This is a genomic window from Azospirillum lipoferum 4B (assembly GCF_000283655.1).
GTDB classification, from domain to species: Bacteria; Pseudomonadota; Alphaproteobacteria; order Azospirillales; family Azospirillaceae; genus Azospirillum; species Azospirillum lipoferum_C.
In genome coordinates, this window is the sequence record NC_016587.1 from 441,381 (window position 1) to 454,023 (window position 12,643).

Consider the following 12,643-nt stretch of genomic DNA (forward strand, 5'->3'; position numbering starts at 1 on the left):
AACCGCCGAGGAGACCAGGATGCCCAGCTATCCCGCCGCCTATCAGGCCAGCAAAGGATCTGCGCTCGACGTCGACCGCGCGTTCTACGGGCGCATCGGGTCGCAGACCGATGGGCGGGAACTGGTGGACAGTTTCGTGGTGCCGATCCGCTCCGGCCGCGCCTGGACGGTGCCGGCGGGCCATGTCTTCCGCATCGTCACCGTCGAGGGGCCGCAGGTCGCCGACCTGAACATCTGGAACCGTCACAACCCGCGCGAATGCTTCTGGGCCTCGCGCACGCGGCAGCTCCAGCAGGCGCATGTCAGCAATTTCGACCGGCTGTGGTCGACGCTGCCCTATCTGCGGCCGCTGGCAACGATCACCCATGACACGCTGGCGGATTACGGCATCGACGAGTATGGCGGCCGGGTCCACGACCTGCTGGGCACGCGTTGCGATCCCTACGTCAACCGCATGCTGACGGGCGAGGATTTCCACCACCACTGCCATTCCAACCTGACCCGCGCCGTCGCCCCCTACGGCCTGACCGAGTTCGACGTGCATGACGTGCTGAACGTCTTCCAGGTCACCGGGCTGAACGCCGAGGACAAGTATTTCATGAAGGCCTGCCCGGCCAAGAAGGGCGACTTCCTGGAATTCTTCGCCGAGATCGACCTGCTCTGCGCCCTGTCGACCTGCCCCGGCGGCGACCTCAGCGTGCCGCTGTGGGGACCGGACGCCCGCGACCCGCTGGAGGTCTGCCGCCCGCTGGGCGTCGAGGTCTACCGGCTGGACCCGGCTTTGCTGGAAGGCTGGTCGTCGCCGGAGGTCGCGGCCTATCGCGGCAACCACGGCATGACGCTGCCGACGCCGTCCTGGGAGAAAGACCCGGCCTGACCTGAGGGGGCTCGATGCCGACGATCCTGCTCACCGGGTTCGAGCCTTTCGGCGGCGAGGCGGTCAACCCGTCCTGGGAAGCGGTGCGGCGGCTCGACGGCTGGGAGTGCCGTGGCCACCGTGTCGCCGCCCGCCTGATGCCCTGCGTCTTCGGCGCGTCGCTCGACGCGCTCGACCGTGCGGTGGCAGAAACCGACCCGGTGGCCCTGCTCGCCGTCGGGCAGGCGCAGAGCCGGGCGGAGTTGTCGCTGGAACGGGTGGCCGTCAACCTGGACGACGCCCGCATTCCCGACACTGCCGGCAACCGGCCGGTCGACGCGCCTGTGGTGGCGGGCGGCCCGGCCGCCTATTTCGCCAGCCTGCCGGTGAAGGCCATCGCCGCCGCCCTGCGCGACGCCGGCATTCCCGCCGGCCTGTCGCACAGCGCCGGCAGCTTCGTTTGCAACCATCTGTTCTACGGCGCCTGCCATCTGCGGGCGGTGCGGCGCCCGGCCCTGCGCGTCGGCTTCCTGCACATCCCGCTGGCCCCCGAGCAGGCGGTGCGCCACCCCGGCGTTCCATCGATGGCGATAGAGCAGGTGGTCGCCGGCCTGCGCATCGCGGTGGAGACCATCCTGACGACGGCGGAGGACCGGCACGAGCCGGCGGGAACGCTGGAATAGCGCCCTACCCCACCTCGGTCAGCAGCCACTCCTTGAAGCGGCGGACGCGGCGCGCCCGCTCGGCTCCCGGCGCGTGGGCGATCAGGTAGCAGCCGCGCGGGCGCAGGGTCTCCGGCATCGGCTGGACCAGCCGGCCCGACGCCACGTCGTCGCCCACCAGGAAGACCGGCAGCAGTGCCACCCCCATGCCGGCCGACGCCGCTTCGATGATCATGAAGAAATGCTCGAAGGCCAGCGAGAGCGCTGCCTCCGGCAGGGTCAGTCCGAAGGCGGAGAGATAGACGCGCCAGGAATCGGGTCGGGTGGTGTGCTGCAGCAGCCGGTGCTGCGCCAGATCGGCCGGTCGGCGCAGCGGCGGCCCCTGCTCCAGCAGCGACGGCGCGCAGAAGACGCCCATCGTCTCCGGCATCAGCGTCGCCATCTCCGCCCCCGGCCAGTCCTCCACGCCATAGCGGATGGCGACGTCGATGCGCTCCTTGGCGAAATCGACGCGATGCTCGCCGATGCCGACCTCGACCTGGATGTCGGGATTTTCCGCCTGGAAGCGCTTCAGCCGCGGGATCAGCCAGCGCTGGGTCAGGGTGGGCAGCGCGCTGACCCGCAGAACCCCGCCATCCTGCGCGCGGGCCGCCCTGGCCGCCGCCGCGATGCGGTCGAGCGCCGCCGACGCCTCGCCATAGAAGGCGGCCCCGGTCGGCGTCAATTCGATGCCGCGGCCGACGCGCCGGATCAGCTCCACGCCCAGATCGGCCTGCAGGGTCTGCATCATGCGGCTGACGGCGCCCTGGGTCACCGCCAGTTCGTCGGCCGCCTTGGTGAAGCTGAGATGGCGGGCCACCGCGACGAAGCTGCGGACGGCGTTGAGCGACGGCAGGACGCGGTCTGGCATAGGGCGAACCGACTCATGAGTTGAACTCATAAATCTCCGCCCGAGAACTCGTTTGTCAAGTCCGGAGGGATCGGGTCTGCTGGGGACACCAACAGCCAAGTGCCAAACGGTCCCGAAAGGCCACGCCCCCAATGACGACGCTGACGCCCTTCCACATCGCCTTCCCGGTCGACGATCTGGCCGCCGCCCGCCATTTCTACGGCACCGTGCTCGGTTGCCCGGAGGGGCGCAGCAGCGACGAGTGGATCGACTTCGACCTGTTCGGACACCAGATCGTCGCCCATCTGAAGCCGCGCGACCCCAACGCCGCCCCGGCCCACCGCAATCCGGTGGACGGCCACGACGTGCCGGTGCCGCATTTCGGCGTCGTGCTGCAGCCCGCCGATTGGGACGCGCTGGCCGAAAAGCTGAAGGCCGCCGGGGTGACGTTCGTGATCGAGCCCTACACCCGCTTCAAGGGGCAGGTGGGCGAACAATCCACCATGTTCTTCCTCGACCCCGCCGGCAACGCGCTGGAGTTCAAGGCCTTCGCCGACATGTCGCAGCTGTTCGCGAAGTAAAGGGCAAAGCAAACGGGAAGAACCCTCCCCCGGGATGGCGGGGGAGGGTCAGGTGAGCGCAATGGACAGGCGGGTTACTGGTTCGCCGCGGCCGCGACCGCGCCGGCCCCGGCCAGCTCGCCGCCGATGCCGTTGTTCAGCGCCCAGATGGCGGCCTGGGTGCGGTTCGATGCGTTGATCTTGCGCAGCAGGCTCTTCAGGTGAACCTTCACGGTGGCTTCCGTGATGTTCAGGTGGTTGGCGATCATCTTGTTGCTGTCGCCGTTCAGCAGGCAGCGCAGGATCTGCACCTCGCGCTGCGACAGGCCCTTGCGCGACACCGGCATCTCGGTGCCGTTGCCGTTGACGCGGCCGGAGATCAGCAGAGCCGCCAGATGGGTCGGGAACACCTTCTCGCCCATCATCACCAGCTTCAGCGACTGGGCGAGCGCGTCGGACGACAGATCCTTCATCAGATAGCCGTCGGCACCGGCCTCCAGCGCGTTGGCGAGGCGGCGGGTGCAGAGATCGCTGGTCAGGATGACCATGCGGGTGTCCGGCAGCAGGGCGCGCAGGCGGCGCATCCCTTCCGCTTCCTCGTCACCGCCATTCTGCAGGTCGAGGAGAAGGAGCTGCGGCTTCAGGCCGTTCTCGACCGACCCCAGCGCCTCGCGCAGGTTTCCCGCCTCGGCCAGGATCTGGAAGGGCGAATCGTCAAGGAGGCGCTTCAGCCCCTCGCGAAACAGCTTATTCGAGTCGATAAGAAAAGCGCGCACTGTGTCCATTGTCCGCTCCCGCAATTTTGAACCGAGCATCATCAGGTGATGGCCGATGGTGTGGCCGGTGGTGGCCGCTGCACGAAGGAAGATCCCGACGCATTGGCGACTGACCGATTACCCCTCGGCAGCTTCGGCAGGCCGTTATTTAGGGGGAGGTTACCCCCGTGTCGCGTCCTACGGTACCACTCTCCGGAGTTAAAAGAAGAACGCATTGGGCATATGCGCAAAGCCTCTCCAAGATTTCCGGATCCAAAGATATCACAGCAGCGAACATTGCAGTGTTCGAAGGCGTTAACTGTTCCGTTAACCACCACTTATTTGCGTCTGGCTGCGCCTCATAAGCGATCCATGCCGCAGTTTTCTCACACGAAGTTGAAGTCATGGCCTCTGCCGTGGTGATGCCGACGGATGACCCGAAGGGAGGCCCCCTCCATTCGATATAGGGAACAATCCCGCCATCGTCGTACGGCTTGACCCTGCCCGGTCAGGCATGCGCTTTTCCATGCCGCCGCCCCGATGGCGGGGATGGGCCGAAGACGATGTTGAGCAAGGTCGGAACTGGAATGGGCTGGCAGATCATCGCCGCCGCGGTGGCGGGCTATCTGGCACTTCTGGGGCGCAGCGCCTGGAAACAGGGGGAGTTCCGCCAGTTCCTGCGCAGCCTCGCCATCGTCGCCATCCTCTGCGCCCTGCTGGCCGGCACGGTCGCCGTGGCGATGATGCTGGACAGGCCATAGACGCAGGCGGCGCGCGCCCCCGGACACAGTCGACCCCGTGCAAAGGAAAAGGGCGCCGGCGGTTTCCCGCCGGCGCCCCTGATCTTCGCCCGCAGCCGGATCAGCTGAGCGGGATCGCCACGAAGCGCAGGTCGCCCTTGCGGTCGACCAGGAGCAGGACGGACTTCTTGCTCTGCTCCTTGGCCTTCTGGACCTTGGCGGTGACGTCCTCCGGCTTGCGGACCTCTTCCTGCCCGACTTCTAGGATGACGTCGCCGGCGCGCAGACCCTTCTCGGCGGCGGTGGAGCTTCCGGCAACCTCGGTGATGACCACGCCCTTCAGGTCGGGCTTGATCTCGAACTGCTGGCGCAGTTCCGGGGTGATGACGGTCAGCTTCATGCCGAGCGATTCCGTCGGCTTCTGGGCCGGGGCCTTGTCCTTCGGCTGCTGCTTCTCGTCCGGGTTGGCGGCGAGCAGGCCCTGCTCCTCCGCGGCTTCCAGTTCGCCGACCTTGACCTGCACGGTCTGCGCCTTGCCCTTGCGCCAGACCTCGACCGGGACGGCCCGGTCGATGGAGGTTTCGGCGACGACGCGCGGCAGGCGCCGCATCTCGTCGATCTCTTTGCCGTCGAACTTCGTCACCACGTCGCCGGCCTGGATGCCGGCCTTGGCGGCCGGGCCGTCAGGGGTGACGGAGGCGACCAGCGCACCCTTGTGGCCGGGCAGGCCGAGGCTCTCGGCGATTTCCGGCGTCACCGCCTGGATGCGCACGCCCAGCCAGCCGCGGCGGGTCTTGCCGAATTCCTTCAGCTGCGCCACCACCTGCTTGGCCAGGTTGGACGGAATGGCGAAGCCGATGCCGACCGACCCGCCCGACGGCGAGAAGATCGCGGTGTTGATGCCGATGACCTCGCCGTTCAGGTTGAACATCGGGCCGCCGGAATTGCCGCGGTTGATCGAGGCGTCGGTCTGCAGGAAGTCGTCATAGGGACCGGCATCGATGTTGCGCTGGCGCGCAGAGATGATGCCGGCGGTGACCGAACCGCCCAGGCCGAACGGGTTGCCGATCGCCAGCACCCAATCGCCGACGCGCATGGCGTCGCTGTCGCCGAAGGGCACGGCGACCAGCGGGTGGCTGGTCTTGATCTTCAGCAGCGCAAGGTCGGTCTTGCTGTCCTTGCCGACCAGCTCCGCCTTGATGTTGGTGTCGTCCTGCAGGATGACGGTGATCTCGTCGGCGTCCTGAACGACGTGGTTGTTGGTGACCACATAGCCGTTCTTGGCGTCGATGACGAAGCCGGAGCCCAGCGAGGTCGCCTTGCGCTGCGGCTGGTCCTGCTGCTGCTGACGGTCGAAGAAGTCCCGGAAGAAATCCTCGAAGGGCGAGCCCGGCGGGAATTGCGGGATCTCCGGCCGCGGCCCCTGCGGACGCTGCGGCGCGCTCTGGCTGGTGGAGATGTTGACGACCGCCGGCAGCAGCTTTTCCGCCAGATCGGCGAAGCTGCCGGGCGCGTTGCGGTTGGGCGTCGCCGCCTGGGCCTGGGCCGGTGCGGCGCCGGCGAAGGCGCCGATGACGGCGCCGCCGCCGATGACCGACGTCATGCCCCAGACGATGGCGGCGACCAGCGGCCGGACGCCCGCCTTACGCGGCCGGGCCCCGGCCACGGCACCCCGCGCGGCGGGTTCGAATTTGGGTATACGAATCAACGTGGTCTCCCTACCAGACGTCCGGCCGGTTCCATGGACGGGAGCGGCCGCCCAGTTCTGGGCCATATATGTGTTGGTCCAAGAGTATGGCCGCAAGATGGCGTGCCGGTCCAGTCGGCACCAGCGGAAATCACAGGCCCGCCGATTTCCTCCCACGGCTGCCGCGCCCCTCGAGGCCGGCAAAGCAACGGCCGGATCGGGGAAACCCCCAACCCGGCCGCTTGCTGCGTCGTCTGCGGACCTTCGGCCTTACTGCGCCGGAGCGGCGGCAGCGGCAGGCGGAGCCGCCTGAGGAGCCGCTTGGGGAGCCGCCTGCGCGGCGGCCGGGCCGCCTCCCGCCTGCGGCCCCGGGCCGCTGAAGTAGCGGAAGAACTCGCCGTTCGGCGACAGCACCATGGTGGTGTCGTTGCCGTTCAGCGACTTCCGGTATGCCTCCAGCGAGCGGTAGAAGCCGTAGAAGCCGGGGTCCTGCGACGTCGCCTCGGCGATCAGCTTCAGCGCGGTGTTGTCGCCTTCGCCTCGCAGGATCTGCGCGTCGCGCTGGGCCTCGGCGATGATGACCGTGCGTTCGCGTTCGGCGCGCGACTTGATCTGCTGCGACTGCTCCTGGCCCTGGGCGCGCGCCTCGGACGCCTCGCGTTCGCGTTCGGAGCGCATGCGGGCGAAGATCGACTGGCTGGTCTCCTCCGGCAGGTCGGCGCGGCGGATGCGGACGTCGACGATCTCGATGCCGAAGCGCTTGGCCTCGTCGTTCACCTGCGACTTGATATCGGTCATGATGCGGGCGCGCTCGTCCGACAGGACCGACAGGACCGTGACGTTGCCGAGCACGCGGCGCAGCGCCGAGTTGACGATGGAGTTCAGGCGCGTCTCCGCCACCGCCTCGGTCCCGGCGGTCTGGTAGAAGCGCAGCGGGTCCTGGATGCGGTAGCGGGCGAAGGCGTCGACGTCCAGGCGCTTCTGGTCGGCCAGGATGACCTGCTCCACCGGCGGATCGAGGTCGAGCACGCGGCGGTCGAGGAGCCGGACCTCCTGGATGAAGGGGATCTTGGCCTGCAGGCCGGGCTCCTGGATCATCCGGCGCGGTTCGCCGAACTGCAGGACCAGCGCCTGCTGGGCCTCGTTGACGGTGAACAGGGACGACGAGGCGACGATGCCGAGGGCGACGATGCCGATGCCGGCGATGGCGAGGGTGCGGTTCATGATGCGATCCTCCTCACTGGCCGGACAGTTGCTGGGTCTGCGGCAGCGACGACAGCGGCTGGGGCTGCGTCTGCGTGCCGGGCCGCGGCCCGCCCTGGTTGCCGCCGGAACTGGCCGGCGGAGCCTGGCGAGGCGCCTGCTGCGGAACCGGCGTGGCGTTCGGGGCCAGCTGGTTCAGCGGCAGGTAGGGCACGACGTTCTGCGCCGACCCGTCCACGATGATCTTGTTCCGGCCGCGGAAGATCTCCTCCATCGTCTCCAGATACATGCGCCGGGCGGTGACGTCCTTGTTCAGCGCATAGGCCTCGTAGACCTTGCGGAAGCGCTCGGCGTCACCCTGCGCCAGGCTGACCACCTGCTCGCGATAGGCCGACGCCTCCTGCACCAGACGTTCCGCCTCGCCGCGGGCGCGCGGGATGATGTCGTTGCGGTAGGCTTCCGCCTCGTTGCGGGCGCGTTCGCGGTCGGCGCGGGCGCGCTGCACGTCGTTGAAGGCGTCGATGACCGGCTGCGGCGGATCGGCCTTCTGCAGCTGGACCTGGGTGATCTCGATGCCCGCCTGATATTCGTCCAGCATGGTCTGGAGGAGTTGGCGGGTCGAGGTTTCGATCTGCTGGCGGGCCTCGGTCAGGGCGGGCTGCAGGTCGGTGCGGCCGATGACCTCGCGCATGGCGCTCTCGGCGGCCTTCTTCACCGTCACTTCCGGCTCGCGGATCTTGAACAGGAAGTTGCCGGCGTCCTTGATGACCCAGAACACCGTGAAATCGATGTCGATGATGTTCTCGTCGCCGGTCAGCATCAGCGACTCGTCCGGCACGTCGCGGTCGTTGCGCCCACCGCCCGCGGAGGAGCGGTAGCCGACCTCGATCCGGTTGACGCGCGTCACCTTCGGCAGCAGCACCGTCTCGATCGGCGACGGCAGGCGATAGCGCAGGCCGGGCTGTTCGGTGCGCGTCCATTCGCCGAAGCGCAGGACCACGCCCTGCTCGTCCGCCTCGACGCGGTAGATGCCGCTGGCGAGCCAGATCAGCGCGAGCACGCCCACGACCAGAGCCACGCCGCGCCCGCTGCCGAAGCCGCCGGGCATGGCGCGGCGCAGGCGGTCCTGGCTCCGGCGCAGGAGATCCTCAAGGTCGGGAGGCTGCGGGCCGCCGCCGCCGCCGCCATTTCCCCCACCTTGGGGCCGGCCCCACGGGTTGCCCGGGCCGTTGTTGCCCGGCGGGGGACCCCAGGGACCGCCGCCGCCGCCCCCACCTTGATTGTTCCACGGCATCCCAGTGAGTCCCCCTTACTTCGTGATTCGTCCCATGATGTGAAAGCGCAGTGGCATGGCCCCGCGCCTCCCTTTACCGATGTCCTCCGTCGGTCCTATAGTCCCCCATACCCTTCGGCGAGGATTCCACCAACGGATATCCGCCAATATCGGGAAGATAGCGGAGTTTTCAACCATGGCGCAGATCAGCGAAGCTCAAGTCATGCAGGCGCTGAAGTCCGTCGTCGACCCGGACCGGGGTGGCGACATCGTCAGCTTGGGCATGTTGTCGGGCCTCGTGGTGCGTGACGGCCATGTCGCCTTCTCCATCGAAGTCGACCCCAAGCGCGGCGCCCAGGCGGAGCCGCTGCGCCACGCCGCCGAGAAGGCGGTGGACGCCCTGCCCGGCGTGCTGTCGGTCACCGCCGTGCTGACCGCCCACCGCGCAGCGCCCCAGGCCGCACCGCAGCAAGGCCATTCGCATGGCGGGCATTCGCACGGGCATTCCCATGGCGCCGCAGCGCAGGGCGACCCGCAGAAGCCGCTGGTCCCCGGCGTGAAGGCCATCGTCGCCGTCGCCTCGGGCAAGGGCGGCGTCGGCAAATCGACCACCTCGGCCAACCTCGCGCTGGCGCTGGCCGCCAACGGGCTGAAGGTCGGGCTGCTCGACGCCGACATCTACGGCCCGTCGATGCCGCGCATGATGGGCATCGCCGGCCGGCCCAACAGCCCCGACGGCAAGCGCCTGGAGCCGATGGAGAATTACGGCGTCAAGGTGATGTCGATGGGCTTCCTGGTGGCCGAGGACACGCCGATGATCTGGCGCGGGCCGATGGTGATGAGCGCGCTGCAGCAGATGCTGCGCGACGTCAACTGGGGCACGCTCGACATCCTGGTGGTGGACATGCCGCCGGGCACCGGCGACGCCCAGCTGACCATGGCCCAGCAGGTGCCGCTGGCCGGCGCGGTGATCGTCTCCACCCCGCAGGACATCGCGTTGCTGGACGCCCGCAAGGGGCTGAACATGTTCCGCCGCGTCGATGTGCCGGTGTTGGGCATCATCGAGAACATGAGCTATTTCTGCTGCCCCAACTGCGGCCACCGCACCGAGATCTTCAGCCACGGCGGCGCCCGCAAGGAAGCCGACGACCTGGGCATGGAGTTCCTGGGCGAGATCCCGCTGCACCTGTCGATCCGCGAGACCTCCGACCAGGGCCAGCCGATCGTGGTGTCGCAGCCGGAGTCCGAGCACGCCCAGTCCTACCGCCGCATCGCCACCCGCCTGTGGGAAAAGATCGGCGGCGGCACCGGCGGCCGCGCCGCGCCGCGGATTGTGGTGCAGTGAGGGAAGCGGGGGTGCTTCACCGGGTGCCCCCTCCCCATCCCTCCCCCGCCTCCCGGCGGTGGAGGGGGTAGGACGCTTGTTAAAGTAGTTTAACGCGGAGCGGCGGCAGCCCCCTCTCCCGCGTTAGGCGGGGGAGGGTTGGGGTGGGGCAATCGAAGCCGACCCTCACCCATACCGCCGCAGCGCCTCCACCGTCAGCCCCAGGCCGACGGAGCCGAAGATGTTGCCTTCCACCACCCGCGCGTCCGGCGCCTCGGCCAGGATCGCCGCGCGCACCTGCGGCAGCAGGGTGGAGCCGCCGGTCAGGAACACCGCGTCGATGCGGTCGGCGGTCACGCCCGCATCGGCCAGACAGTCGCGGATGCGCGAGCCGATGCGCGCGGCGAGCGAGCCGGTGGCGCGGTTCAGCGCCTCCCGGTCCACCGCCAGCGCCAGATCGCCGTCGCCCCAATCCAGTGCCAGTTCCGCCGCCGCGCGGTCGGACAGCGCGATCTTGGTGCGCTCCACCGCCATCGCCAGCGCGTGGCCCTGGCGGTGCTCGACGACGCCGATCAGGCGCTCGATCTTCTCGGGCTCGGCGGAATCGCGCTGCAGCCGCTCCAGCTCGGCCATCGCCTTGGCGGTGTAGAGGAAGTTGATCTTCGACCAGGTCGCCAGATCGAAATAGATGCTGCGCGGGGCCAGCAGCCCGGCGCGCTTCATGGCGCTGCCCAGCCCAAGCTCCGGCATCGCGGTGGCTAGGCTGAGGTCGCGGTCGAAATCGGTGCCGCCGACGCGGATGCCGTCGTTGGCCAGGATGTCGCCGGCCCGGTCGGCCTTGCCGCGCCGCTCCGGCCCGATGCGCACGACCGAGAAGTCCGACGTGCCGCCGCCGATATCGGCGATCAGCGCCAGTTCCTCTCCCGCCACCTGCTGCTCGTAATCGAGCGCGGCGGCGATGGGTTCGAACTGGAAGGAGACGTTGCGGAAGCCGGCGGCCCGCGCGATCTGGCCGAGCGTCTCCTCCGCCGCGGCATCGCCGGCCGGGTCGCCGTCGACGAAATGGACCGGGCGCCCGACCACCACATCGCCCAACTCTCCGCCCAGCGCCTGCTCGGCGCGCGCCTTCACCAGATCGAGGAAGGTGCCGATCACCGCGCGGAAGCTGATGCGGCCCTTGCGCAGCGCGGTGTCGGCGTCGATCAGGTCGGTGCCGAGCATCGACTTGATTGAGCGCATCAGCCGCCCTTCCACCCCCGACACATAGGCGTCGATGGCCTCCTGGCCGATGGTGGTCCGGTCATGCTCGAAATCGAAGAACACCGCCGTCGGCAGGGTGGTGCGCACGCCGTCCAGCGCCAGAAGCCGGAAGCCGCCGGCGTCCTGCACGCCCAGCGTCGTGTTCGAGGTGCCGAAATCGAGTCCGCACGCCGTCATGTCCCGCCTCCTGCCCGGATGACCGCTGCGGCCACCCGCCGCACCGGAAAAGGGGCGAGCGTATAACGGCTCCCAGCCACCGGATCAAGGCCGCAGAATCAGGGCCACAAAATCAGGGCGGGCCGGATCAAGCGCGCTGCCGGGCCATCGGAGGAGGCGTCCGATGCGGCATCACCAGACGTGCCGCGTCCGCCCGTTGCCCAGCGGCCGGCTGGCCAGCACCACCGGCAGCAGGAACAGCGTCAGGTTGGTCCAGGAGAAGGGGCGGCGCGGCGGCTTCGGTTCGATCCAGCCGCCGCTGGCGCCCTGATATTCCGGCATCGCGGTCATCACGCCGCCCGATGTGGCGGGAGCGGAGCGGTTCTGGAACATGTCCCGCTCGATGGTGTGGGCGAGCGCCCGCTCGGTCAGCTGCGGGGCCATGGCGTTGCTGACCGCGGCGATGCGGCCCTCGGTGCCGACGAAGCGTTCTCGCTCGGGGTTGCGGGCCAGCGCCAGGATGGCGGCGGCGACCTCCTCCGGCGGGTGGATGGGGTTCAGCGGCTTCACCGCCCGGCCGGTGTAGTTGGCGGCATGCTGCCACAGCGGCGTGTCGATGGAGGCCGGCATGACCATGCAGACATGGATGCCGGGCTCGTCCACCAGCTCCTGCCGCAGCGATTCGGAGAAGCCGCGCACGGCGAACTTCGCCGCGGTGTAGGGCGTGGCATAGCGCTGGCCGATGTTGGACACCATCGACGCGGTGTTGATGACGATCCCCTCGCCGCGGTCGAGGAAATGGGGCAGCACGGCGCGGCAGCCATGAACGGTGCCGAAGAAATCGGTGCGCACCACCTGCTCGAACACCTCGTCGGGGATGTCCTCGAACCGGCCGAAGGCGATGACGCCGGCATTGTTCACCCAGATGTCGATGCCGCCGAAGGCCTCGATGGCGCGGTCGGCCAGATGCTGCATGGCCCGCCGGTCGGTGACGTCGGTCGGCACCACCATCGCCCGGCCGCCGGCCTCCACGCACTCCTCCGCCACCTCGTGCAAGGCCGCCATCCGCCGGGCGGCCAGGATCACCGCCGCACCCTGGCGCGCGAATTCCAGCGCGGTCGCCCGCCCGATGCCGCTGGACGCGCCCGTGATGACCACCACCTTGTCGTCAAGACGCTTCACCATGACCGCAATCCTTTCGTCGAAATCCCGTCTTTGGGCCGTACAACAGCGCAGGCCACGGAAAATCTCGGGGTCTGGAGAAGCGGACACGAACCC

The 12,643-nt window shown here is 68.8% G+C and carries 12 protein-coding genes; 5 read left to right on the forward strand and 7 right to left on the reverse strand.

The features are described from left to right. Positions 1 to 19 precede the first annotated feature (19 nt). Entirely contained in the window at positions 20 to 877 is an 858-nt protein-coding gene (locus AZOLI_RS26270; protein ID WP_014189685.1) for an urea carboxylase-associated family protein, read from the forward strand. A 14-nt stretch (positions 878 to 891) separates the two neighbouring features. Continuing rightward, on the forward strand, positions 892 to 1,539 hold the full coding sequence (pcp, locus tag AZOLI_RS26275) for a pyroglutamyl-peptidase I (protein WP_014189686.1): 648 nt from the start codon (positions 892 to 894) through the stop codon (positions 1,537 to 1,539). Positions 1,540 to 1,543: 4 nt separating this feature from the next. Here pcp and AZOLI_RS26280 read toward each other — a convergent pair whose 3' ends face one another. After that, positions 1,544 to 2,428, reverse strand: a complete 885-nt coding sequence (locus tag AZOLI_RS26280; protein ID WP_014189687.1) for a LysR substrate-binding domain-containing protein — start codon at positions 2,426 to 2,428, stop codon at positions 1,544 to 1,546. 131 nt (positions 2,429 to 2,559) lie between these two features. Between AZOLI_RS26280 and AZOLI_RS26285 the strand changes: the two genes are divergently transcribed. Further along, on the forward strand, positions 2,560 to 2,988 hold the full coding sequence (locus AZOLI_RS26285; RefSeq protein WP_014189688.1) for a VOC family protein: 429 nt from the start codon (positions 2,560 to 2,562) through the stop codon (positions 2,986 to 2,988). A 74-nt stretch (positions 2,989 to 3,062) separates the two neighbouring features. Here the strand turns inward: AZOLI_RS26285 and AZOLI_RS26290 are convergent, their stop codons facing one another. Further along, positions 3,063 to 3,752: a LuxR C-terminal-related transcriptional regulator gene (locus AZOLI_RS26290; protein ID WP_014189689.1), complete on the reverse strand. Its 690-nt coding sequence runs from the start codon at positions 3,750 to 3,752 to the stop codon at positions 3,063 to 3,065. A 533-nt stretch (positions 3,753 to 4,285) separates the two neighbouring features. Here AZOLI_RS26290 and AZOLI_RS32760 point away from each other — a divergent pair. Further along, a complete protein-coding gene (locus tag AZOLI_RS32760; RefSeq protein WP_162488413.1) occupies positions 4,286 to 4,483 on the forward strand; it encodes a hypothetical protein in 198 nt (65 codons plus the stop codon). Between the two features lie 100 nt (positions 4,484 to 4,583). On the opposite strand, the gene AZOLI_RS26295 is transcribed toward AZOLI_RS32760, so the two are convergent. The 3 genes from AZOLI_RS26295 to hflK all read right to left on the reverse strand — a co-directional run bounded on the left by AZOLI_RS26295 (position 4,584) and on the right by hflK (position 8,646). Then, a complete protein-coding gene (locus AZOLI_RS26295; RefSeq protein WP_044553386.1) occupies positions 4,584 to 6,065 on the reverse strand; it encodes a Do family serine endopeptidase in 1,482 nt (493 codons plus the stop codon). Positions 6,066 to 6,419: 354 nt separating this feature from the next. Then, the gene (gene hflC / locus AZOLI_RS26300; protein ID WP_014189692.1) at positions 6,420 to 7,373 is read right to left on the reverse strand and encodes a protease modulator HflC; all 954 of its coding nucleotides are present in this window, start codon (positions 7,371 to 7,373) and stop codon (positions 6,420 to 6,422) included. 13 nt (positions 7,374 to 7,386) lie between these two features. Next, entirely contained in the window at positions 7,387 to 8,646 is a 1,260-nt protein-coding gene (hflK, locus tag AZOLI_RS26305) for an FtsH protease activity modulator HflK (RefSeq protein ID WP_044553208.1), read from the reverse strand. A 175-nt stretch (positions 8,647 to 8,821) separates the two neighbouring features. On the opposite strand from hflK, the gene apbC reads away from it, so the two are divergent. Next, positions 8,822 to 9,970, forward strand: coding sequence for an iron-sulfur cluster carrier protein ApbC (apbC, locus tag AZOLI_RS26310; RefSeq protein ID WP_014189694.1), 1,149 nt, complete (start codon positions 8,822 to 8,824; stop codon positions 9,968 to 9,970). Positions 9,971 to 10,135: 165 nt separating this feature from the next. On the opposite strand, the gene AZOLI_RS26315 is transcribed toward apbC, so the two are convergent. Beyond that, positions 10,136 to 11,386 (reverse strand): Hsp70 family protein, encoded by a 1,251-nt coding sequence (locus AZOLI_RS26315; protein ID WP_014189695.1) that lies wholly within the window; start codon positions 11,384 to 11,386, stop codon positions 10,136 to 10,138. A 171-nt stretch (positions 11,387 to 11,557) separates the two neighbouring features. After that, the gene (locus tag AZOLI_RS26320) at positions 11,558 to 12,550 is read right to left on the reverse strand and encodes an SDR family oxidoreductase (RefSeq protein ID WP_014189696.1); all 993 of its coding nucleotides are present in this window, start codon (positions 12,548 to 12,550) and stop codon (positions 11,558 to 11,560) included. Between the last annotated feature and the right edge of the window lie 93 nt (positions 12,551 to 12,643).